General features: G+C 62.7%; 18 protein-coding genes, 2 tRNA genes, 3 rRNA genes and 1 other RNA gene. 8 read left to right on the plus strand and 16 right to left on the minus strand.

Annotated elements, in window-relative coordinates; translation table 11 throughout:
- Positions 1–111: 111 nt before the first annotated feature.
- Positions 112–390, plus strand: a complete 279-nt coding sequence (locus tag CAL15_RS20065; RefSeq protein WP_086080102.1) for an SWIB/MDM2 domain-containing protein — start codon at positions 112–114, stop codon at positions 388–390.
- Between the two features lie 159 nt (positions 391–549).
- Here CAL15_RS20065 and CAL15_RS20070 read toward each other — a convergent pair whose 3' ends face one another.
- From CAL15_RS20070 to CAL15_RS20100, 7 genes are all read right to left on the minus strand, one after another.
- Positions 550–912, minus strand: coding sequence for a DUF4870 family protein (locus tag CAL15_RS20070; RefSeq protein ID WP_086080103.1), 363 nt, complete (start codon positions 910–912; stop codon positions 550–552).
- 265 nt (positions 913–1177) lie between these two features.
- Positions 1178–1290 (minus strand): 5S ribosomal RNA (gene rrf / locus CAL15_RS20075).
- 154 nt (positions 1291–1444) lie between these two features.
- Positions 1445–4325: ribosomal RNA gene (locus CAL15_RS20080) — 23S ribosomal RNA — on the minus strand.
- 317 nt (positions 4326–4642) lie between these two features.
- Positions 4643–4718 (minus strand) — tRNA-Ala (locus CAL15_RS20085).
- A gap of 50 nt (positions 4719–4768) precedes the next feature.
- Positions 4769–4845 (minus strand) — tRNA-Ile (locus CAL15_RS20090).
- Between the two features lie 105 nt (positions 4846–4950).
- Positions 4951–6481: ribosomal RNA gene (locus CAL15_RS20095) — 16S ribosomal RNA — on the minus strand.
- Together the 16S, 23S and 5S rRNA genes with 2 tRNA genes alongside form the textbook arrangement of a ribosomal RNA operon.
- Positions 6482–7370: 889 nt before the next feature.
- A complete protein-coding gene (locus CAL15_RS20100) occupies positions 7371–7847 on the minus strand; it encodes an Lrp/AsnC family transcriptional regulator (RefSeq protein WP_198299269.1) in 477 nt (158 codons plus the stop codon).
- Positions 7848–8001: 154 nt separating this feature from the next.
- Between CAL15_RS20100 and hppD the strand changes: the two genes are divergently transcribed.
- A complete protein-coding gene (gene hppD / locus CAL15_RS20105; RefSeq protein WP_086080105.1) occupies positions 8002–9114 on the plus strand; it encodes a 4-hydroxyphenylpyruvate dioxygenase in 1113 nt (370 codons plus the stop codon).
- Between the two features lie 127 nt (positions 9115–9241).
- On the opposite strand, the gene msrA is transcribed toward hppD, so the two are convergent.
- The 3 genes from msrA to ilvD all read right to left on the minus strand — a co-directional run bounded on the left by msrA (position 9242) and on the right by ilvD (position 12083).
- Entirely contained in the window at positions 9242–9796 is a 555-nt protein-coding gene (gene msrA, locus CAL15_RS20110; protein ID WP_086080106.1) for a peptide-methionine (S)-S-oxide reductase MsrA, read from the minus strand.
- Positions 9797–10075: 279 nt separating this feature from the next.
- Positions 10076–10414: a c-type cytochrome gene (locus CAL15_RS20115; RefSeq protein WP_420042514.1), complete on the minus strand. Its 339-nt coding sequence runs from the start codon at positions 10412–10414 to the stop codon at positions 10076–10078.
- The gene (ilvD, locus tag CAL15_RS20120; protein WP_086080108.1) at positions 10395–12083 is read right to left on the minus strand and encodes a dihydroxy-acid dehydratase; all 1689 of its coding nucleotides are present in this window, start codon (positions 12081–12083) and stop codon (positions 10395–10397) included. The genes CAL15_RS20115 and ilvD overlap by 20 nt, the downstream gene beginning before the upstream one ends.
- A 94-nt stretch (positions 12084–12177) precedes the next feature.
- On the opposite strand from ilvD, the gene lgt reads away from it, so the two are divergent.
- Positions 12178–12969 carry a prolipoprotein diacylglyceryl transferase gene (gene lgt, locus CAL15_RS20125; RefSeq protein WP_086080109.1) on the plus strand — a complete coding sequence of 264 codons (792 nt, stop codon included), beginning with the start codon at positions 12178–12180 and terminating at the stop codon, positions 12967–12969.
- Here the strand turns inward: lgt and CAL15_RS20130 are convergent.
- The 4 genes from CAL15_RS20130 to CAL15_RS20145 all read right to left on the minus strand — a co-directional run bounded on the left by CAL15_RS20130 (position 12944) and on the right by CAL15_RS20145 (position 14826).
- A complete protein-coding gene (locus CAL15_RS20130) occupies positions 12944–13747 on the minus strand; it encodes an SIMPL domain-containing protein (RefSeq protein ID WP_086080110.1) in 804 nt (267 codons plus the stop codon). The two genes, lgt and CAL15_RS20130, sit on opposite strands and share 26 nt — an antisense overlap.
- Positions 13748–13832: 85 nt before the next feature.
- Positions 13833–14018: non-coding RNA, 6S RNA (gene ssrS / locus CAL15_RS20135), on the minus strand.
- 50 nt (positions 14019–14068) lie between these two features.
- Positions 14069–14380 carry a cell division protein ZapA gene (locus tag CAL15_RS20140; RefSeq protein WP_086080111.1) on the minus strand — a complete coding sequence of 104 codons (312 nt, stop codon included), beginning with the start codon at positions 14378–14380 and terminating at the stop codon, positions 14069–14071.
- Positions 14380–14826, minus strand: coding sequence for a hypothetical protein (locus CAL15_RS20145; protein WP_198299094.1), 447 nt, complete (start codon positions 14824–14826; stop codon positions 14380–14382). The genes CAL15_RS20140 and CAL15_RS20145 overlap by 1 nt, the downstream gene beginning before the upstream one ends.
- Before the next feature lie 402 nt (positions 14827–15228).
- On the opposite strand from CAL15_RS20145, the gene CAL15_RS20150 reads away from it, so the two are divergent.
- The 4 genes from CAL15_RS20150 (at position 15229) to CAL15_RS20165 (ending at position 19979) form a co-directional block, all read left to right on the plus strand.
- A complete protein-coding gene (locus CAL15_RS20150) occupies positions 15229–15693 on the plus strand; it encodes a tripartite tricarboxylate transporter TctB family protein (protein ID WP_086080112.1) in 465 nt (154 codons plus the stop codon).
- Positions 15694–15706: 13 nt separating this feature from the next.
- Positions 15707–17212 (plus strand): tripartite tricarboxylate transporter permease, encoded by a 1506-nt coding sequence (locus tag CAL15_RS20155; protein ID WP_086080113.1) that lies wholly within the window; start codon positions 15707–15709, stop codon positions 17210–17212.
- Positions 17213–17396: 184 nt separating this feature from the next.
- Entirely contained in the window at positions 17397–18977 is a 1581-nt protein-coding gene (locus tag CAL15_RS20160) for a gamma-glutamyltransferase family protein (protein WP_086081209.1), read from the plus strand.
- A gap of 96 nt (positions 18978–19073) precedes the next feature.
- Positions 19074–19979: an NAD(P)-dependent oxidoreductase gene (locus CAL15_RS20165; RefSeq protein WP_086080114.1), complete on the plus strand. Its 906-nt coding sequence runs from the start codon at positions 19074–19076 to the stop codon at positions 19977–19979.
- Positions 19980–20030: 51 nt separating this feature from the next.
- On the opposite strand, the gene CAL15_RS20170 is transcribed toward CAL15_RS20165, so the two are convergent.
- On the minus strand, positions 20031–20651 hold the full coding sequence (locus CAL15_RS20170; RefSeq protein ID WP_086080115.1) for an FMN-dependent NADH-azoreductase: 621 nt from the start codon (positions 20649–20651) through the stop codon (positions 20031–20033).
- Between the two features lie 140 nt (positions 20652–20791).
- Between CAL15_RS20170 and CAL15_RS20175 the strand changes: the two genes are divergently transcribed.
- Entirely contained in the window at positions 20792–21730 is a 939-nt protein-coding gene (locus CAL15_RS20175) for a LysR family transcriptional regulator (protein WP_086081210.1), read from the plus strand.
- Positions 21731–21804: 74 nt separating this feature from the next.
- Here the strand turns inward: CAL15_RS20175 and CAL15_RS20180 are convergent, their stop codons facing one another.
- Positions 21805–23310 (minus strand): sensor histidine kinase, encoded by a 1506-nt coding sequence (locus CAL15_RS20180; RefSeq protein WP_086081211.1) that lies wholly within the window; start codon positions 23308–23310, stop codon positions 21805–21807.

Raw genomic sequence — 23310 nt, forward strand, 5'->3', positions numbered from 1 at the left:
CCTGATTTTAGTTGCTACAGAGGATAAATGGCTTTGTCTTTAGAGGAGAGACACGTTATGCTGCGGCCCGCAGGACAACTTTTCCAACCTCCAGAGAAGGAGAGCCGCAACATGGCCACCACCTCCAAAACCGCGACCGCACGCAAGCCGAATGCCGCGTTCATGAAGCCGCTGACCCCCAGCCCTGAATTGGCCGCGGTCATCGGTGGCGACGCCGTGCCGCGTACCGAGGTTACCAAGAAGATCTGGGATTACATCAAGCAACACAACCTGCAAGATGCCAGCAACAAGCGCAATATCAATGCCGACGCCAAGCTGCGCCCCATCTTCGGCAAGGACCAAGTCACGATGTTCGAGCTGACCAAGCTGGTCAACGCTCACCTGAAGTAAGCAGAGGCCGAGGGCGTACGGCGTACGTCCCTGCCTTTCACCCGCGATTCCCGGGCATTGCCGCGAATCGCATCCTATCTTCCCCGCTTAGCTTCACGCCAGGCACTTAGCCTGCAGGACGACTGCCGCGCGATCGCCGCAGCCGCCTGCCTTCGCGCATCACGCGTACGCGTTGGGCGTACGGCCTTCGAGCAAGGCCAGCCAGCCCTTGATGAGACGGTACACGGCCCATACGAACACGATGGGGAAGCCGATGTACCCGATGTATATCACCGAGGTGATGAAGCTGATCACGATCCACAGCACCGACCACCAGAACGTGCGCAGCAGCCAGTCGAAGTGCGCGGCGTACATGGTGCCCGCCGCATCGGAACGTTTGACGTAGATAAGCACCACCGCGGCCACCGCAGCCACGCCGAAGACGCCGGCCGTCAGCAGCGAAAACGCGAAGAGGCCATAGGCCACGTGCGTCAGGGTGCGCAGGTCCGGCGACGTCGCCGTAGGGATCTGGGGATCGGTCACGATCGCTGCTCCATCGAATAAGTTAGACCAATCTTACCGCACAAATCGCGGCGTTCGGCTCGACGGAAGGCATGCACACAAGTGTGTGAACTCATGGCAAGCCCCGAGTTGACAGCGGTGTGCGCGCGGCAGCGAGAAGCGATGCAACGTGGTGCCGCGGGCAGTGGATGCCGCGTCGTGATGCCACGTAGCGGTGGGGCTGCCTGTTCTGGCGCCGCAAAGACAAAACCCCGCAGGCGAGGCCTACGGGGTTTTGGGGATAAGAGCCTGACGATGACCTACTTTCACAGATGTACATCCACTATCATCGGCGCTAAGGCGTTTCACGGTCCTGTTCGGGATGGGAAGGGGTGGGACCGCCTTGCTATGGTCGTCAGGCGTAAGGGGTTGAGCCGTTGACGCTGGGGTCAACCGCTCTGAAGAAGAAGCACAGTGTGTGTGTATGGGGTTGTGTTGCACGGCGTTCTCGCCGGCACGTGGTGCGCGCTGCACCGGGGCAGGGATTGTTCCCTGCCCAAGACTGTAGAGTTATAGGATCAAGCCTCACGGGCAATTAGTATCGGTTAGCTCAATGCATTACTGCACTTGCACACCCGACCTATCAACGTCCTGGTCTTGAACGACCCTACAGGGGGGTCAAGCCCCCAGGGATACCTAATCTTCAGACGAGTTTCCCGCTTAGATGCCTTCAGCGGTTATCTCTTCCGTACTTAGCTACCCGGCAATGCCATTGGCATGACAACCGGTACACCAGCGGTACGTCCATTCCGGTCCTCTCGTACTAGGAACAGGCTCCGTCAAGTATCCAACGCCCACGGCAGATAGGGACCAAACTGTCTCACGACGTTTTAAACCCAGCTCACGTACCTCTTTAAATGGCGAACAGCCATACCCTTGGGACCGGCTACAGCCCCAGGATGAGATGAGCCGACATCGAGGTGCCAAACACCGCCGTCGATATGAACTCTTGGGCGGTATCAGCCTGTTATCCCCAGAGTACCTTTTATCCGTTGAGCGATGGCCCTTCCATTCAGAACCACCGGATCACTATGTCCTGCTTTCGCACCTGTTCGACTTGTCAGTCTCACAGTCAAGCACGCTTATGCCATTGCACTATCAGCACGATTTCCGACCGTACCTAGCGTACCTTCGAACTCCTCCGTTACGCTTTGGGAGGAGACCGCCCCAGTCAAACTGCCTACCATGCACTGTCCCCGATCCGGATAACGGACCAAGGTTAGAACCGCAAACAAACCAGGGTGGTATTTCAAGGACGGCTCCACCCAATCTGGCGACTGGGTTTCTGCGCCTCCCACCTATCCTACACAGGCCGGTTCACAATCCAATGCAAAGCTACAGTAAAGGTTCATGGGGTCTTTCCGTCTAGCCGCGGGTAGATTGCATCATCACAAACACTTCAACTTCGCTGAGTCTCGGGAGGAGACAGTGTGGCCATCGTTACGCCATTCGTGCAGGTCGGAACTTACCCGACAAGGAATTTCGCTACCTTAGGACCGTTATAGTTACGGCCGCCGTTTACCGGGGCTTCGATCAAGAGCTTGCACCCCATCACTTAACCTTCCGGCACCGGGCAGGCGTCACACCCTATACGTCGACTTTCGTCTTAGCAGAGTGCTGTGTTTTTAATAAACAGTCGCAGCCACCGATTCTCTGCGACCCCATCATGCTAAGCGCGCAGGCGCTTCACACTACCGGGGCATACCTTCTCCCGAAGTTACGGTATCAATTTGCCGAGTTCCTTCTCCCGAGTTCTCTCAAGCGCCTTGGAATATTCATCCCGTCCACCTGTGTCGGTTTGCGGTACGGTCTCGTACAGCTGAAGCTTAGAGGCTTTTCCTGGAACCACTTCCAATCACTTCGCAAGCTATGCTCGCTCGCGCCACACCCTTGAGTCACGCACCCGGATTTGCCTAAGTGCCCTCTTCAATGCAGCAACAGGGACATCCAACACCCTGATGATCTTCCGCGATCCGTCCCCCCATCGCACTGTACGACGGTGCTGGAATATTAACCAGCTTCCCATCAGCTACGCATCTCTGCCTCGCCTTAGGGGCCGACTCACCCTGCGCCGATGAACGTTGCGCAGGAAACCTTGGACTTACGGCGAGGGGGCTTTTCACCCCCTTTATCGCTACTCATGTCAGCATTCGCACTTCTGATACCTCCAGCAGCCTTCACAAGCCACCTTCGCAGGCTTACAGAACGCTCTCCTACCGCGTGTACATAGTACACACCCGCAGCTTCGGTTTATCGCTTAGCCCCGTTACATCTTCCGCGCAGGACGACTCGATCAGTGAGCTATTACGCTTTCTTTAAAGGATGGCTGCTTCTAAGCCAACCTCCTGACTGTCTATGCCTTCCCACTTCGTTTCCCACTTAGCGATAATTCGGGACCTTAGCTGGCGGTCTGGGTTGTTTCCCTCTTGAGTCCGGACGTTAGCACCCGGTGCTCTGTCTCCCAAGCTGTACTTGCGGGTATTCGGAGTTTGCCATGGTTTGGTAAGTCGCCATGACCCCCTAGCCATAACAGTGCTCTACCCCCCGCAGTAATACTTGAGGCACTACCTAAATAGTTTTCGGAGAGAACCAGCTATTTCCAGATTTGTTTAGCCTTTCACCCCTATCCACAGCTCATCCCCTAGTTTTTCAACACTAGTGGGTTCGGTCCTCCAGCACGTGTTACCGTGCCTTCAACCTGGCCATGGGTAGATCATCTGGTTTCGGGTCTACACCCAGCGACTGGACGCCCTATTCGGACTCGCTTTCGCTACGCCTTCCCTATCCGGTTAAGCTCGCCACTGAATGTAAGTCGCTGACCCATTATACAAAAGGTACGCCGTCACCCCATAAAGAGGCTCCGACTGTTTGTATGCATACGGTTTCAGGATCTATTTCACTCCCCTTCCGGGGTTCTTTTCGCCTTTCCCTCACGGTACTGGTTCACTATCGGTCGATCACGAGTATTTAGCCTTGGAGGATGGTCCCCCCATCTTCAGACAGGATTTCACGTGTCCCGCCCTACTTCTCTTACGCCTAGTTCCACACTCTACCTTTCGCCTACAGGGCTATCACCTGCTACGGCCAGACTTTCCAGACTGTTCGGCTAGATAAAATGCTAAATCGTAAAGGCTCTTCCGATTTCGCTCGCCACTACTTTCGGAATCTCGGTTGATTTCTGTTCCTCGAGCTACTGAGATGTTTCAGTTCACCCGGTTCGCCTCCACTGGCCTATGTATTCAGCCAGGGATACTGCTTGCGCAGTGGGTTTCCCCATTCGGACATCTGCGGATCAATGCTTGTTTGCCAGCTCCCCGCAGCTTTTCGCAGGCTACCACGTCCTTCATCGCCTGTGATCGCCAAGGCATCCACCATATGCACTTAGTCGCTTGATCCTATAACACTAAAGTCTTATAGGTGCTGAGTTCGCGCTTGTGCCGTTCATTCAAAGCTCATCGACCTTCGCCACCCCCGGAAGCTTCCCCCCGGTACTGCCTGCTACTGGCCGACTTTGAGACTTTTGAGAACTAAAATCATGCAATCACAACCCGTATCCCCTTTCATCATCACCCCTGGTGGGCTCTGATTACTCGGAAACACTTTACGTTGTGCTTCTTCCTCATTGTTAAAGAGCGTATGGCCGGTCTCACGACAGCAAAAACTGCTAAAGACCAACGATCAATACTGACCCGCAGTACTCATCGTTAGGCTTTGGTGGAGGATGACGGGATCGAACCGACGACATCCTGCTTGCAAAGCAGGCGCTCTCCCAGCTGAGCTAATCCCCCGTATCCCACACAAGCAACGGTCCTTATACCCCGCGCCTGCACAGAAAACCTGGTGGGTCTGGTTGGATTCGAACCAACGACCCCCGCCTTATCAAGACGGTGCTCTAACCGACTGAGCTACAGACCCGCTACCTACTCGGTAACTTCTCGGACCCGTATAAGCCGAATCCAGCAGCCATACACAACGAACAACCGATAAGCGTGGACGCTTAACACGCGTACTTAAGCTCTTAAAGGAGGTGATCCAGCCGCACCTTCCGATACGGCTACCTTGTTACGACTTCACCCCAGTCATGAATCCTACCGTGGTAATCGCCCTCCTTGCGGTTAGGCTAACTACTTCTGGTAAAACCCACTCCCATGGTGTGACGGGCGGTGTGTACAAGACCCGGGAACGTATTCACCGCGACATGCTGATCCGCGATTACTAGCGATTCCGACTTCACGCAGTCGAGTTGCAGACTGCGATCCGGACTACGATCGGGTTTCTGGGATTGGCTCCCCCTCGCGGGTTGGCAGCCCTCTGTCCCGACCATTGTATGACGTGTGAAGCCCTACCCATAAGGGCCATGAGGACTTGACGTCATCCCCACCTTCCTCCGGTTTGTCACCGGCAGTCTCATTAGAGTGCCCTTTCGTAGCAACTAATGACAAGGGTTGCGCTCGTTGCGGGACTTAACCCAACATCTCACGACACGAGCTGACGACAGCCATGCAGCACCTGTGTTCCGGTTCTCTTGCGAGCACTCCCAAATCTCTTCGGGATTCCAGACATGTCAAGGGTAGGTAAGGTTTTTCGCGTTGCATCGAATTAATCCACATCATCCACCGCTTGTGCGGGTCCCCGTCAATTCCTTTGAGTTTTAATCTTGCGACCGTACTCCCCAGGCGGTCAACTTCACGCGTTAGCTGCGCTACCAAGGGCCGAAGCCCCCAACAGCTAGTTGACATCGTTTAGGGCGTGGACTACCAGGGTATCTAATCCTGTTTGCTCCCCACGCTTTCGTGCATGAGCGTCAGTGTTATCCCAGGAGGCTGCCTTCGCCATCGGTGTTCCTCCGCATCTCTACGCATTTCACTGCTACACGCGGAATTCCACCTCCCTCTGACACACTCTAGCCCGGTAGTTAAAAATGCAGTTCCAAAGTTAAGCTCTGGGATTTCACATCTTTCTTTCCGAACCGCCTGCGCACGCTTTACGCCCAGTAATTCCGATTAACGCTTGCACCCTACGTATTACCGCGGCTGCTGGCACGTAGTTAGCCGGTGCTTATTCTGCAGGTACCGTCAGTTGACCCAGGTATTAACCGGGCCCGTTTCTTTCCTGCCAAAAGTGCTTTACAACCCGAAGGCCTTCATCGCACACGCGGGATGGCTGGATCAGGGTTGCCCCCATTGTCCAAAATTCCCCACTGCTGCCTCCCGTAGGAGTCTGGGCCGTGTCTCAGTCCCAGTGTGGCTGGTCGTCCTCTCAAACCAGCTACGGATCGTCGCCTTGGTAGGCCTTTACCCCACCAACTAGCTAATCCGATATCGGCCGCTCCAATAGTGCGAGGCCTTTCGGTCCCCCGCTTTCCCCCTCAGGGCGTATGCGGTATTAGCTACGCTTTCGCGTAGTTATCCCCCGCTACTGGGTACGTTCCGATACTTTACTCACCCGTTCGCCACTCGCCACCAGACCGAAGTCCGTGCTGCCGTTCGACTTGCATGTGTAAGGCATCCCGCCAGCGTTCAATCTGAGCCAGGATCAAACTCTTCAGTTCAATCTCTGTTTCGCGCCTTGCATCCCATCCGTAGACAAAACACAAGACGACTTCGCTAGCTTCTCAAAGGAAGTGAGGTTTATTAAAAACCTTACTTCTATATGAGCGCTTGATGATACTTTTGCTTCGGTACAGTTGCCCGTACCGCGCACACGCATCAAGCGCCCACACTTATCGGTTGTTCAATTGTTAAAGAGCGGGTACTGCCGTCTTGCGATGCGTCGTGAAACTTTCGTGTCACGCCACCTTGCTAAACTTGCTTTACTGCTTGTCTTGCTACTTCATTTCGTCTGCCGCTTCGCCAGCAGCAGAGAAACGAGATTATGAAGAAGTTTTTTTACGCTGTCAAGTCAGTTTGTTTCGCTGCCGTTTTTTGATCGACTTACTGCTTTTCGACCTGGATTCCTTGACCGCGCTTGGCGCCAAGCCATGGAATCGCTTCGGCGGAGATTTCCGCAAAACCACCGGAAATACAACCCTGACCAGCCCTTCTTCACCTTCGTTTCGCTGCTGCCTTGGCAACAGAGGGACGAGATTATGAAGAAGTTTTTTCAGCGTGTCAACCAGCCCCATCTGCCACCGATTTCAGTCGATCGATCGCTCGTCGACCGGTTCCGCCGCCGCGCTTCGCGCCAAGCCTCGAAACCGCCTCGGCAGCCGCTTCGCAAACTACCGCGAAGCATGTGCTGACTAGACCTCTTTCTTCACTGCCTTGCTCTCAGCGCCGCCGCCGCTTTCGCGTAACGAATCGAACGCCGAGCCAGAGACTATAGCACAGTACATTGACGCCCCGCAATTCGGGGACAGCTCGGATGCGTCGATGGCGCGGACCTTTCATAGAGCGGAACCACGCTGCCCCTACCGGCCGCCCCACCGCCGTCGCCCCCTCTTATAGGCGCAGCTCGGTCGTTTCCTTGATCTGCTGCAGGGCGAAGAACGAACGCATGTCCACCACGGCCGGATGCTGCATCAGCGTGTCCATGGCAAAGCGCGAGAAGTGCGCCAGGTCGGCAACCTGCACCCGCAGCAGATAATCCATGTCCCCGGACATGGCATAGCACTCGACCACCTCCGGCCACAACTGCACGTCGCGCGCGAATTCCGACATGGGGGCATGGCTGCCCGCCACATGCTTGTTCAGGCGGATGGTGACGTATGCCAGCAGCCCCAGGCCGACACGTTGCGCATCGACCAGGGCAACGTAGCGCTTTATATAGCCCTGCTCTTCGAGGCGCCGGACTCTGCGCAGACAGGGACTGGGCGACAGCGACACCCGCTCGGCCAGCTCCTGGTTGGTCAAGCGCCCGTCGCGCTGCAATTCGGACAGGATCTTGCGATCTGTCCTGTCAAGTTCGATTTCCGACACTGCATGCCCCATCTGTCAATTTCCAAGCAATATTATTGCTCGAATATCGCTATCGCGGGGCATCTTCGCAATCGCCTGCCTGACGTTGCTGCCTACAATTTCGACTTCGCCGACAGAGTCGGCAATGTCGGCATACAGACAAGGGAGAGCAGACATGGAAAGCGCGTTTCAGCCCTGGGACAACCCCATGGGAACCTCGGGCTTCGAGTTCATCGAGTACACCGCACCCGACCCGGTGGCATTGCGCAAGGTGTTCGAACTGCTGGGTTTCAAGGCTATCGCGCGCCATCGCCACAAGGACGTCACCCTGTATCGCCAGGGCGGCATCAACTTCCTGATCAACGCCGAACCCGATTCATTCGCGCAGCGCTTCGCGCGGCTGCACGGTCCCTCCATCTGTGCCATCGGCTTTCGCGTGGATGACGCGGCCAAGGCCTACAAGCGCGCGCTCGAGCTTGGCGCATGGGGCTTCGATTCGCACAGCGGCCCGATGGAGCTGAACATCCCGGCGATCAAGGGCATTGGCGACTCGCTGATCTATCTGGTGGACCGCTGGCGCGGCAAGCATGGCCAGGGCGGCATCGGCGACATCAGCATCTATGACGTGGACTTCGTGCCGCTCGATCCGGCGAACGCGCAGGAGGACCTGAACCATGCGGGCGCGGGCCTGACGCTGGTCGACCACCTGACCCACAACGTGCACAAGGGCCGCATGGCCGAGTGGGCCGAGTTCTACGAGCGCTTGTTCAATTTCCGCGAGGTGCGCTACTTCGACATCGAAGGCAAGGTCACCGGCGTGAAGTCCAAGGCCATGACCTCGCCGTGCGGCAACATCCGCATTCCCATCAACGAGGAAGGAACCGAAGAGAAAGGCCAGATCCAGGAGTACCTGGATTTGTACCGCGGCGAGGGCATCCAGCATATCGCGATGGCCACCGACGACATCTACGGCACCATCGAGGCCTTGCGCAGCAACGGCGTGGTGTTCCTGGATACGCCGGATACGTACTACGAACTGCTCGACCGCCGGCTGCCCGGACATGGCGAGGACGTGACGCGCCTGCAGAAGAACCGCATCCTGCTGGATGGCGCGCCGGACGGCGGCCTGCTGCTGCAGATCTTCACCGAGAACCAGATCGGCCCCATCTTCTTCGAGATCATCCAGCGCAAGGGCAACGACGGATTCGGCGAAGGCAACTTCAAGGCGCTGTTCGAGTCCATCGAACTGGACCAGATGCGCCGCGGCGTAGTGAAGCCGGTGGAGTGAACGACCAGGCGCGACGTCGCATGCGACGCGCCGGCAAGGCAAAGGGCTGCCCAGGCAGCCCTTTGTGTTGCCCGGTTCGCAGCGCACGACTGTCCCGGGCGCGCGACACGGCGCGGAAGCGGCGGCGTCAGCGGACCAGTCGGTCGTGGAACTGCTTGCGGAACTTGGCCACCTTGGGCGCTATGACGAACTGGCAATAGCCCTGCTCGGGATGCGAGTTGAAATAGTTGCGGTGGTAGTCTTCGGCAGGCCAGAAGGTGGCCGGCGCCAGCAGCTTGGTGACGATGGGTGCGTCGTAGATGCGCTGCGCCGTGACCTCGGCGATTACCGCCTGGGCTTGTTCGCGCTGCGCCTCGTCCTGCCAGAAGATGGCGGATTCGTACTGCGGACCGACGTCGTTGCCCTGCCGGCCCGGCGTGGTGGGGTCGTGCGTGGCGAAGAAAACGCGCAGCAGATCGCTGTAGGACAGCACCTGCGGATCGAATTCGACGCGCGCCACTTCGATGTGGCCCGTCTGCTTGCCGCAGACCTGTTCGTAGGTGGGATTGTCTACGTGCCCGCCGGCGTAGCCGGGCAGCACCGAGACGACACCACGCAGATCCTGGAACACGGCCTCGACGCACCAGAAGCAGCCGCCGCCCAGGACCGCCACTTCATGTCTGGAATTTGCTTTGTTTTCCATAGTCAGGGCCTCTGGGCCGACCGCGGGAAACGCCGCGGACACAGCCCGAAAACGGATAGAACTGCACAAGAATTCGGCGGGCCGGGTCGGACGCAAGGGACCGATCCGGCTTCCTGCGAAAGCTTAGCAGATGACGCGAATCCGCCTGGCAGCAGATGCGGGTCGGAAGCGAGACGCTTATACGGTTGCCGATACGTCGGCGCAGGCCGGCCGATCGGCAAGCGTGGTGATGCTTCGCGGGCACGCCGGCACGCCGGCGCGCCGATGCACGCGCCGGGATCAGGGCTTGGCCGGGGCCAGCGACAACACCCATTCGGCCAGTTGCCGGGCTTCGGTTTCGCTGACCTGCGTCTGCGCCGGCATGGGGACCGCGCCCCAGGCGCCGCGCCCGCCACCACGGATCTTGCCGGCCAGGTAGTCCAGCGCCTCGGATTGGCCGGCATAGCGTTCGGCCACGCTGCGCAACGGCGGCCCCACCCGCTTGCTGTCGACCTGGTGGCAGGCCATACAGGCCTTGCCGCCGGCCAGTTTCTGCCCATCCACCGGCTGGGCGCCGGCCGCGCCCGCCGCCAACGCGATCAGCGCGGCCGACGCCATCCTACTCTTCATCGAATGCATCCGTGACTGCCCCACGACTGGCGGAACCGGCAAGCTTGCCGAACTTGGCTAGCACCCCGCGCGTATAGCGGGGCCTGGGCGCCACCCACTGACTGCGACGCGCCGCCAATTCTTCGTCGCTGACATTGAGCTGCAGCAGCAGCTGATGGGCGTCGATGGTAACCGAATCGCCCTCGCGGATCAGCGCGATGGCGCCGCCCACGTAGGCCTCGGGCGCGACGTGGCCCACCACCATGCCCCAGGTACCGCCCGAAAAGCGCCCGTCGGTGATCAGGCCGACGGTCTCGCCCAGCCCCTGCCCGACCAGCGCGGAAGTGGGCGCCAGCATTTCGCGCATGCCGGGGCCGCCCTTGGGCCCTTCGTAGCGGATGACCACCACGTCGCCGTGCTGGATCTTGCGGGCCATGATGGCGGCCATGGCGTCGTCCTCGGAATCGAACACGCGTGCGGGCCCGGTGATGACGGGATTCTTCAGGCCCGTGATCTTTGCCACGCAGCCCTCGGGAGCCAGGTTGCCCTTGAGGATGGCAAGGTGACCCTGCGCGTACAGGGCCTGGTCGAGCGGCATGATGACGTCCTGGCCGGCCGGCGGCACGGCGGGCACGTCGGCAAGGGTTTCAGCGATGGTCTTGCCGGTGATGGTGATGCAGTCGCCGTGCAGCAGCCCCGCATCCAGCAAGAGCTTCATGACCTGCGGGATGCCGCCGGCGCGATGCAGATCGGTAGCCACGTACTTGCCGGAAGGCTTGAGGTCGCAGATGACCGGCACGCGGCGGCGGATGCGTTCGAAGTCGTCGATGGTCCATTCCACTTCGGCCGCGTGCGCGATGGCCAGGAAGTGCAGCACCGCATTCGTGGAACCGCCCGTGGCCATGATGACCGACACGGCGTTCTCGATGGACTTGCGCGTGATGATGTCGCGCGGACGCACGCCGCGCCGCACGGCATCGACCAGCACGCGCGCCGACTCGGCGGCCGACGCGACCTTTTCCTCGTCCTCGTTGGCCATGGTGCTGGAGTACGGCAGGCTCATGCCCATGGCCTCGAAGGCCGAACTCATGGTGTTGGCGGTGTACATGCCGCCGCACGAGCCCGACCCTGGAATGGCGCATTGTTCGATCTGCTTGAAGTCGTGCTCGTTCATGCGGCCCATCGTGTATTCGCCCACGGCCTCGAATACCGATACGATGGTCAGGTCCTTGCCCTGGTAGCGGCCGGGCTTGATGGTGCCGCCGTATACATAGATGCCGGGCACGTTCATCCGGGCCAACGCGATCATGCCGCCCGGCATGTTCTTGTCGCAGCCGCCGATGACGACCACGCCGTCCATCCACTGTCCCTGCGCCGCGGTCTCGATGCAGTCGGCGATGACCTCGCGCGAGACCAGCGAATACTTCATTCCCTCGGTGCCCATGGACATGCCGTCGGAAATGGTCGGCGTGCCGAACACCTGCGGGTTGGCCTTGGACGCGCGCACCGCATCGATGGCGGCATCGGCCAGTCGCTGCAGGCCGCTGTTGCACGGGGTGATGGTCGAGTGCCCGTTGGCCACGCCGATCATGGGATTGTCGAAATCCGCTTCCCGGTAACCGAGCGCGTAGTACATTGCGCGATTCGGCGCGCGCGCAACGCCATGCGTGATGTGACGGGAACGTTCGTTGTGCGGCATGTCTCGTCTCCTGGCGGGTTGTTTTGCATAGACGCGGCGGCCGGACCCGGCGCCGCCGGTTTATTATCGGACAACTTTTTCTGCCGGGCGGAACATGCTGCACTACCCCGAATTCGACCCCATCGCCATACGCATCGGTCCTCTGGCCGTCCATTGGTACGGCCTGATGTATCTGCTGGGATTCGCCTCGGCGTATCTGTTGGGACGCTGGCGCATCGCGCGCGGGCACACCACGTTCATGACGACGCGCGACCTGGAAGACCTGACCTTCTATACGGTGCTTGGCGTGGTGCTGGGCGGACGCCTGGGATACGTGCTGTTCTACAAGCCCATGCACTACCTGCAGCATCCCATCGAGATCTTCTATCTGTGGGAAGGCGGAATGGCCTTCCACGGCGGCCTGCTGGGCGTAATCCTTGTGATGTTCCTGTTCGCGCGCAAAAAGGGCGTGTCGTTCTTCACGGTCAGCGACTTCGTCGCTCCCCTGATCCCGCCCAGCCTGGCGGCGGGGCGCTGGGGCAACTTCATGAACGGGGAGCTGTGGGGACGTCCCACCGACGTGCCGTGGGGCATGGTGTTCCCGCAGTCGGGCGACGGGCTGGCGCGCCATCCATCGCAACTGTATGAACTCGCCCTGGAAGGGATCGTGCTGTTCGCGATCCTGTGGGCGTTCTCGGCCAAGCCGCGCAAGACCGGCCAGGTCAGCGCCTTGTTCCTGATCGGCTACGGGCTTTTCCGGTTCACGGTGGAATTCACCCGCGAACCGGACAACTTCCTGGGCCTGCTCGCGGGCGGACTGAGCATGGGACAGTGGCTGTCGCTGCCGATGGTGATCACCGGCATGGCCATGTTCGTGTTCTTTACTGCAAGGCAATCATCCCGCTGACCGAGACGGTTACGGTGACCTCGCCGGCTTCCAGCGGAAGCTCGGCGCTGTCCTGGGCGCCCTTGGCCATCATCATGGGCGCCGCGCGCTGCATGACGGGCTGCGGCCCGCCCTGCCCGCCCAGGTCGATGCGCAGCACACGATAGCCCGAGAAGCCGAAGGCGCTGCTGGCAGCCAGCGCGCGCTCGCGGAAGGCCTGCGCGGCCTGGGTGAGCAGCTTGCGCTCTTCGGCCTCGCGCGCCTCGCGCGAGAGCAGGAAACCGATATTGGTAATGGCGGTCTTGTCGCTGAGCTTGGAAGCCAGCGCCGAGGCCTTGGCGAAGTCCTTGGATTGCAGGATGACTTCTCCCTGGCCCCGCCAGCCCGTGACCTTGCCATTGGTATTGGTGTTGGGCCACACGTTGAATCCGCCCGTGCGCACGTCCACGCCTTCGGTGCCGCGCGCGCGCTTGACCACCTCTTCGAGCGCGGCCGTCAGGCGCTGGCCGGCGGTGGGCTGGTCCGCCGCCTGGACTTCCGCCGACAACGAGATGCGCACCGTGTCCTGCAGGACCTCGGACGACGCCGAGGCTTGCAGCGTCATGCGCGGCGAACGGGCTTCCCTGCCCGCCTGAGGCTCGGATCGGGCATCGGGCTCGGCGGCGGGTTCGACCGGCGCAACGGTCGCCGCCGCACCCTGGGCCTGCGCCGCATGGACGGGAACGAGAGCGCTCAATGCCAACGCCGCGCAGCTGGCGGCGGCGAGCTTGTTCGACAGAAACGCGGGGATTCTGGACATGAGAGAACCTGTAGGGGAAAGAATGGGGCCGAGGAACAACGTCTTGCCCGGGGTCGGCGAACCTGCCGATGCAGGTCGCCGAGATGAATGCCCCGCCTGTGCCGTCTAGGCCGGCATCTCGAACCCTGAGGTTCAAGTCGGTCGCGATTGGTAGAGCGTCGGGTTCGTCTACGGAGAGACGATCGCTCCAGCTCTGCGCTCTCGCAACCTATATGCCATAAGACATAGGTTCAGAGAGTGTATGGCCAAGTCACGAGCACGGCAGGGACAAACTGAGAATACAGCATGAGAATACCGCAGAACGCTTGCGCGGACAGCTTGCTAGATGAGCTTTTCCTGGCCGGACAGCGCGTCATCCAGCATAGCGTTCATTTCATCGATTCTACGCTTGAAGTCGCCAACCGCCAAACCGCCCAGCGGGCCGTCGGGCGCCTTCATGCCGAGCAGTTCGCCGGCGATCTGCAGCGCGGCCATGACCGCGATGCGTTCGTTGCTGCTTACCTTGCCGCTGCCCTGGATACGCAGCATGAGCTGATCGACATGCCGCACGGCGGCCAACAGCGTGGGCTTTTCATCGGCTGAGCACGCCAGCGAATAGTCGCGGCCAAGAATGGTGACGTCGACACGTTCCATCAGGGCTGTTCTCCTATGGAAGCGCCAGGCAGGCGGGCGAGGACCGCATCGATGCGCTCGCGAGCCGCCGAAGCGGCACTGCGCAGGCGCTGCAGGTCGACGTCGCGCGACTGCAGACTGCTCTGCCATTCGGCCTCGCGGTCTTGCACGCGTGCCTCGAGCGCCTGTCGCTGCGCGGTTTCGTTTGCCAGCTGCTTGCGCAGATCGTCTTCGACCTGTCGCGCGCCGGCCTGCAGGTCGGACGCGGCCTGGTCGTGTGCCTGCAGCTTTTCGCGCAGGGTTTGCAGTTCGGCATCGCGCTCGGCGCAGCGCTGCTGGAGCGCGCGCTGCTGCGCTTCGCTGTCGTTGAGACGCGCGCGCAATGCATCGCGCTCGGCATGCAGCTGACGAGTGCGCTGCACCAGTTGCCCAAGACGGGCGGCGAGTTGATCGAGGTCTTGCAGCATGGCCGCTATCGTATACCATCCCAGCCCCGATCGGGGCGCGCGAAAAGACCGAGATCAAGCGCAATATCCGGTAGGATTCTGTGTTGAAAGCCGCCTGGCAAAGGCACGCTCCGGGCTTTCCTTCAGCTTTCCATTCGCTTTCACTCAGCTTTCATTTCGCGGTCGGTTACGTTTCCGATGCGCGAAATCGACCCGGGAGTTCCCTATTTCCAGGGAAAACCCTGACAAATCCCACAAGCTCCAGGGTTTGCACTCGGGGGCCCCTCCTTTACCATTCGCGCTTCCAAAAAAGGCCGGACACCAACAAGAAGCGGCATCTCCAAATGCCTTGTGTCTGCCCGCCGCCAACGATGCGCACGGGCGAATTTTCACGACATGCTGTAAATCAGGAGCCAATCAATCATGCAGCTACGCAACAAACAGGACTTCTGGTCCGGGGTGATGTTCATCGCCCTCGGACTGGGATTCTCCTGGCAAGCCACCAGCTATCAAATGGGAACCGCGGCCCGCATGGGTCCGGGCTACTTCCCGTTCTGGCTGGGTCTCGTCCTGGCGCTGTTGGGCGCCATCGTCCTGCTGGGCTCGCTTTCCAAGAAGGCGACCGAGACCAAGGTCGACGGATTCGACTGGCGCATCGTCTTTCTGGTGATCGGCTCCGTCGTCCTGTACGCCGTGATCCTGCGGCCCCTGGGTGTGTACCTGTCGGTGTTCATCCTGGTGGTCCTGAGCAGCCTGGCCAGCCACGAGTTCAGCTGGAAAGTGGCAGTGGCCAACGGCATCTTCCTGGTGGTGTTTTCTTACCTCGCCTTCATCAAGGGCCTGGGACTGATCTTCCCGCTGTGGCCGACGTTCCTGGGCGCAAACTGAGGAGACACCCCAAATGGAATTGTTTGACAACCTGATGTTGGGTTTCTCGGTTGCGTTCACGCCCGAGAACCTGCTGTACGCCCTGCTGGGCTGCATCCTCGGTACGCTGATCGGCGTGCTGCCTGGCATCGGCCCCGTGCCGACCATCGCCATGCTGCTGCCCATCACCTACGTGCTGCCGCCCGTGGCGGGCCTGATCATGCTGGCCGGCATCTATTACGGCGCGCAGTACGGCGGTTCGACCACCGCCATCCTGGTGGCGCTACCCGGCGAGACATCGGCGGTGGTGACCGTGCTGGACGGGCACCAGATGGCCCGCAATGGCCGGGCGGGCGCCGCACTGGCCATCGCCGCGCTGGGCTCGTTCTTCGCCGGCTGCGTGGCCACCATCCTGCTGGCCGCCTTCGCGCCCCCGCTGGCCGAAGTGGCCTTCCAGTTCGGGCCCGCCGAGTACTTCTCGCTGATGGTGCTCGGTCTGGTGGGCGCCGTGGTGCTGGCCTCGGGCTCGCTGCCCAAGGCCATCTGCATGATCATCCTCGGCCTGCTGCTGGGCATGGTGGGCACCGACGTGAACTCGGGCGTGGCCCGCTATGACTTCGGCATCCCGGAGCTGCAGGACGGCATCGACTTCGCCATCGTGGCAATGGGTGTGTTCGGCTTCGCCGAGATCATGACCAACCTCGAGCAGAAGGAAAACCGCGTCGACATCACCGACAAGATCGGCACGCTGTATCCCAACAAGAAGGAATTCCGCGAGGCGGCCCCGGCCGTTCTGCGCGGCACCGCCCTCGGCTCGGCCCTGGGCATCCTGCCGGGCGGCGGCGCGGTGCTGTCCTCGTTCGCGTCCTACACGCTCGAGAAGAAGCTGTCGAAGAATCCCGAGCGCTTCGGCAAGGGCCACCCGGCCGGCCTGGCCGGCCCCGAGTCGGCCAACAACGCGGCGGCGCAGACCTCGTTCATTCCGCTGCTGACGCTGGGCATCCCGGGCAACGCCGTGATGGCGCTGATGGTGGGCGCGATGACCATCCACAACATCCAGCCGGGCCCGCAGGTCATGACCAGCCACCCCGAGCTGTTCTGGGGCCTGATCGCCTCGATGTGGATCGGCAACCTGATGCTGGTGGTGCTGAACCTGCCGCTGATCGGCCTGTGGATCAAGCTGCTGAAGGTGCCCTATCGTGTGCTGTTCCCCGCCATCCTGGTGTTCTGCACGATCGGCGTGTATTCGTTGAACTACAACACCTTCGACATTCTCACGACGGCGATCTTCGGCATCATCGGCTATGTGTGGGCCAAGCTGAAGTGCGAAGGCGCCCCGCTGCTGCTGGGCCTGGTGCTGGGTCCGATGATGGAAGAAAACTTCCGTCGCGCCCTGCTGCTGTCCCGCGGGGACTACGGCACGTTCGTCACGCGCCCGCTGTCGGCCTCCCTGCTGGCCTTCGCCGTGATCCTGGTGATTCTGGTGGCGCTGCCGTCTATCAGGAAGAAGCGCGAAGAGACCTTCGTCGAAGAAGACTGAGCAAGGCCTTCTATATAGGTATAGGCATGCATGCGCGTGCCATCCCAGCAAGCCCCGGCCCGTCCGGGGCTTGCTGCTTTCCATCGGTCTGTTTTTTCCCGAAATGCCAGAAAATATGTAAAAGCAATACAAGGCGTTTCTGGTAGTCGAGTAAGCTAGGGGTTTACCCGACGCGTTGATCTTCATGACGTTCGACTGGAGCAACCCCTATCCTTCATCGCGGGCTCCTGTATTTGCCCGCAACCTGGTCGCCACCTCGCAACCGCTGGCGGCGCAGGCCGGCCTTCGCATGCTGGCCCTGGGCGGCAATGCCGTGGACGCCGCCATCGCGGCGGCCGCCGCACTGGCCGTTACCGAGCCCGTGGGCAACGGCCTGGGTTCGGACTGCTACGTGCTGGTGTGGGACGGCGCGCGGCTGCATGGACTGGACGCCTCGGGCACGGCGCCGGCCGCATGGAATCCCGGCTACTTCAAGGCGCGGCACCAGGGCCGCATTCCGCCGCGCGGATGGGACAGCGTGACCGTGCCCGGCGCGATCGCCGGATGGGCGCACCTGCACGAGCGCCTGGGCAGCCTGTCTTTCGCCACGTTGCTCGAGCCGGCCATCGAGTATGCCGAACGCGGCTATGCGATCACGCCGGCGGTACAGCGCAAATGGGAAGCACAGGTGGACCTGCTGCAATCCATGCCCGGATTCGCCGACCACTTCATGCCCAGGGGACGCGCGCCGCTGGTGGGGGAACACTTCACGCTGCGCTGCGCGGCCGAGACCCTGCGCCGCGTGGCCGACACCACCGGCCGCGATTTCTATGAAGGCGAGACGGCGCACAAGCTGGTGGCCCACGCCCAGGCCCACGAAGCCGCCCTGACGCTGAACGACCTGCGGGGCTATGCGCCGCGCTGGGTCGAGCCCATCGCCCAGCCGTATCACGGGCACATGCTGCATCAGCTGCCATCCGAGAATCATGCGCACGGCATGGCGACCCTGGTCGCGGCGGGCATCCTGCAGCATTTCGATCTGGCGGCCCATGCGGCGGACCACCCGGACGCGCAGCACCTGATGATCGAAGCCGTGAAGCTGGCGCTGGCCGAGACGCCGCGCGAGGCCGCCACGCTGCTCGATCCGGACAGGCTGGCCAAGTGCGCACGCGCCATCGATCCGCGACGCGCGCAGCCCTTCTCCTTCGGCAGGGCGCCGCAAGGCGGCACGGTGCAGGTCAGCGCGGCCGACCGCAACGGCATGATGGTCAGCCTGGTGCAGTCCAACCACATCGGCTTCGGCTCGGGCGTGGTCGTGCCGGGCACGGGCGTCAGCCTGCACAACAGGGGCTACGCCTTCTCGGCCGATGCCTCGCATCCCAACGCCGTGGCGGGCGGCAGGCGGCCGGGGCATGCCAGCACGCCGCTGCTGCTGACTCGCGCCGGGGCGCCGCAGGCCAGCTTCGGTGTGATGGGCGGCAACATGCAGCCGCAAGGCCACGTGCAGACGCTGGTGCGCATGGTAGACCACGGCCAGCAGCCGCAGGCGGCCTGCGATGCGCCTCGCTGGCGTTGGACGCACGGCATGTCGGTGGACGCAGAGCCTTCGATGTCGACGGGCCTCATCGACGCGCTGCGCGCGCGTGGCCACGCGGTCGAACGCACTCGCGATCCGCACGCCGACTTCGGCTCGGGGCAGTTCGTGTGGCGCCTGGGCGATCCGGCGGTGCAAGGCTATGTGGGCGCCAGTGACGGCCGCCGCGACGGCCTGGCCGCCGGACTGTGACCCGCTGTTTATACTAGACGCCCGCCGCCGCGCGTTGCGGCACCCCACCGCTATCCGACATCGGGCGCCACGCGCGCCACTACTGGAGACTTCCCCATGGCATCCATCGGTTCCAAGAGCTACGACTCGGCCGCGCCCCACAAGGTCGCCTTTCTCGGACTCGGCGTCATGGGCCTGCCCATGGCCGGACACCTGGTCCGCGCGGGCCACGACGTGACGGTGTACAACCGCTCCCCGGCCAAGGCGCAGGCCTGGAGCCAGGAGTTCGGCGGCCGCACGGCCGCCACGCCGCGCGAAGCCGCGGCCGGCGCGCAGATCGTGTTTGCCTGCGTGGGCAACGACGACGACCTGCGCAGCGTGGTGCTCGGCCCGGATGGCGCATTCGCCGGCATGAGCAAGGGCTCGGTGTTCGTCGACCACACCACGGCGTCGGCCGACGTGGCGCGCGAACTGTATGCCAGGGCGAAGGAGCTGGGCCTGAACTTCGTGGACGCGCCCGTGTCGGGCGGCCAGGCCGGCGCCGTCAACGGCGTGCTGACCGTCATGTGCGGCGGCGAGGCCGACGTGTTCGCATCCATCAAGCCGGTCGCCCAGGCCTTCGGGCGCGCCGTCACGCTGGTGGGCCAGCCGGGCGCGGGCCAACTGGCCAAGATGGTCAATCAGATCTGCATCGCCGGGGTGGTGCAGGGCCTGTCCGAAGGCATCGCCTTCGGGCAGGCGGCCGGTCTGGACATGAAGCTGGTGCTGGACGTGATCAGCAAAGGCGCGGCGCAGAGCTGGCAGATGGAGAACCGCGGCGGCACGATGGTCGACGACAAATTCGACTTCGGCTTCGCCGTCGACTGGATGCGCAAAGACCTGGGTCTGGTGCTGGACGAGGCGCGCCACAACGGCGCTCGCCTGCCGTTGACCGCCCTGGTGGACCAGTTCTATGGCGACGTGCAGAAGCTGGGCGGCGGCCGTTGGGATACGTCCAGCCTGATCAAGCGCCTGCGTTCGTAAGCGTGACGGGACGGGAGCCGCCCGTCCCTGCCTGCATCACGGCCGCCTCGTTCAGGCTTCGATCGCCTCGCCGGCCAGGTCCAGCGCATCGATGCGCTGCTTGGCCAGCGCCACGCCTTGCGCGGCCAGCTGTTCGCCCATCGCCATACCCTCGGCGGCCACGAACGTGGCGGACATGCCCAGGAAGCCCAGCATCTGGCGCAAGTACGGCGCCACGTTGTCATCGGGCGTGCCTTCCGCCTTGCCGCCTCGCGCGATCAATACATAGACCTGCTTGCCCTTCACCAGCCCTTCAGGCACGCCTTCGGCGCTATACCGGAACGTGACGCCGGCGCGGGCGACGTAATCGAGGTAGCTCTTGAGCTGCGCGGGCAGATTGAAGTTGTAGACGGGCACTGCGAACACGATGCGGTCGGCATCCATCAGCTCGGCCACCAGCGCATCGCTGAGCGCGACCACATCGCGCTGTTCCGGCGTGCGGGCCTCGGCGGGCGTGAACAGTGCGCCGACGGTATTGCCATCGAAGTACGGAACCGGCTGCCGGCCCAGGTCGCGCACGACGATCGCGCCTTCCGGATCGGCCTGCCGCAGCCGCGCCACGAAATGATCGGCCAGTTCCTTGGAATGCGAGTGGTCGCCGAGGATGGACGACTGGATCAACAGGGTCTTCATGAATGATCTCCGGGTGTGAAGGCGGATCTTGTCCGCCGTAGCCATGAAGAGACTGTATAGGACTTAATTATTCGCATAAAGCCAGGTAAGATGAACGTCGCGTTCCAATGATAGAACAGTAGTGCGGCGGAGCCGTCATGATGCAAGACCTGAACGATCTCTATTACTTTGCGCAGGTGGTGGAGCAAGGCGGGTTCAGCGCCGCCGCGCGCGCCCTCGACATACCCAAATCGCGTCTCTCGCGCCGCATCTCGCAACTGGAAGAGCGGCTGGGCGTGCGGCTGCTGCAACGTACGACGCGCAGGCTGCGGCTGACCACGGCCGGCGAACGCTACCTGCGCTATTGCCTGGAAATGACGGCTTCGGCACGCGCGGCCGAAGACGCGATGCGGCAGCTGCAGGCAGAGCCGTCGGGCCCGGTGGTCGTCAGTTGCCCCGTGTCGCTGGCGCAGATCCTGCTGGCGCCATTGCTGCCAGAGTTCCTGGACACGTGGCCGTCGGTGTCGGTGCAGATGCTGGTCACCAACAGGCGCGTCGACCTGATACGCGAGGGCGTGGACCTGGCGCTGCGGGTTCGTACGCGGCTGGACACCGACGCAGAGCTGGTCGTGCGGCGCCTGGGCACGGCAAGCGGCACGCTGGTGGCCAGCCCGGCCTATCTGCAGCGCCACGGCACGCCCGAGACGCCGCAGGACCTGGCGGCGCACGCCACGCTGAGCTTCAGCGAACCGCAGGCCGAGGTGCGCTGGACCCTGTACGACTCGAACAACGAGGAAACCGAGGTACTGCTGCGTCCGCAGCTGTGCTGCAACGACTTCATCGTGCTGACGGAGGCCGCCGTGCGCGGCCGCGGCATCTCGCTGCTGCCTTCCGAAGCCACTCGCGAACAGATGCGCCGCGGTCAGCTGGTGCGGGTGCTGCCCGACTGGCGTTCGCCCGAAGGCATCGTGCATTGCATCTATCCGTCGCGGCGCGGCATGATGCCGGCCGTGCGCGCGCTGGTCGACTTCCTGTCCGAGCGGCTGCCGCCGGCATATCGCCAGGTCGAATCGCCCCCGGATCCGTCGCAGGCCGGCTGAGCATTCCGGCCTGCCATGCCCGCGACCGGCGGCTCGGGCGGGGTCAGCCCATGCGTCGGCGCGGATAATGCGCTCTAGGAATTGGCGAGTTCCGGAGCGCTCGGTGCGTCCTTCAGCAGGGGCATCCACAGCACGGCGGCCAATCCGCAGCCGCCTGCCGCGTTGGGCTCGCCATCGCGCAGCACGATGTCGCCGTCGTTGCGCCGCGCGTAGGCGCGCGCGATGGACAGGCCCAGCCCGGATCCGCTGACGGACGACGAGCGATCGGCCCCCACGCGATCGAAGCGGGCGAAGGCGCGCTTGCGCAGCGCGGGCGCGATGCCGGGGCCATTGTCGGACACGATGACCTCGGCGCGGTCCGCGTCACGCACCACCGAGACCGTGATGCTGGCGCCGGCCGGCGCATACCGGATGGCGTTGTGGACGAGGTTGGACACGGCCTCGTGCAGCTCTTCCTGGTTGCCCCATACCGGCACGGCATCGTTCTCGTCATCGGAAGCATCCGGGTGATCGCCGCGCGCATCGACCCATCCCAGGTCCTGCTGGCGCTCGTGAGCCAGGGGCAGATGCTGCAGCACGACCTCGCGCGCCGCGTCGTTGAGATCCAGCCGTTGGCGTGGCGTGGACTCGGCCTGGCTGGCATGGGCGAGCGACAGCAGTTGCTCGGTAAGCCGGCGCGTGCGGCCCAGCTGGTCAACGATGGCGCGCAAGCCCTCTTGTGCGCGGACCGGATCCGGCTCGCGCAGCGCGTACTGCGCCTGCGTCAGCATGATGGCCAGCGGCGTGCGCAGCTGGTGCGAGGCGTCCGCCAGGAACTGCGACTGCTCATCGAGGATGCGACGATAGCGGGCGATGTGATGGTTGACCGCTTCCACGAGCGGCGCCACTTCGCTGGGCACGCGCGACGAGTCGAGCGGCGTGAGGTCGTCCGGACGGCGCGCGCGCACGTCGTTGCGCAGCCGCACCAGCGGACGCAGCGCCCAGATGACGCCCCACCACACCAGGATCGCGACCAGAGCCAGCATGCGCGCATCGCGCAGGATCTCCTGGCGCTGCGCGCTTTCTTCCGCATACTGGCGCTTGCCGATGCTCTCGGCCACCACCACCAGCACCTGCCGGTGCTGGCCACGATAGTACAGGTCGCGCAGCACGGCCACCGCGCGCACCGGATCGTTGCGGTAGACGGCATCGAAGAACAGCGGTTCGCCATCGCCCTTGGGCCAGTAAGGCAGGCGCGGCATCTCGGGCATGCCGCCCAGCGTGCGGCCGGGGCCCGGCGGCGCGCCGCCCTTGCCGCCCTCGACGGGCGGATCGATTTCCTCGATGCGGAAGTACTTGCGCAGGCCGGCCCGCGATTCCAGCATCACCTGCGCGTACAGCGGAGTGGCCACATGCAGCGTGCCGTCGGGCGCGAACTCGACGCTGCTTTCCAGCACGCGCGCGGGCTCGAGCAGCGCGGAGTCGTAGGCCTCGTTGGTGATGCTGGCCAGTGTGCGATAGTCGTTCCAGCTGTCGATGACCAGCAGCAGGATGACGCCGGGCATCAGCAGGGTGATGAGCACAGCGCGCACGCCGGGCAT

The organism is Bordetella genomosp. 13, assembly GCF_002119665.1.
Lineage (GTDB): Bacteria > Pseudomonadota > Gammaproteobacteria > Burkholderiales > Burkholderiaceae_B > Bordetella.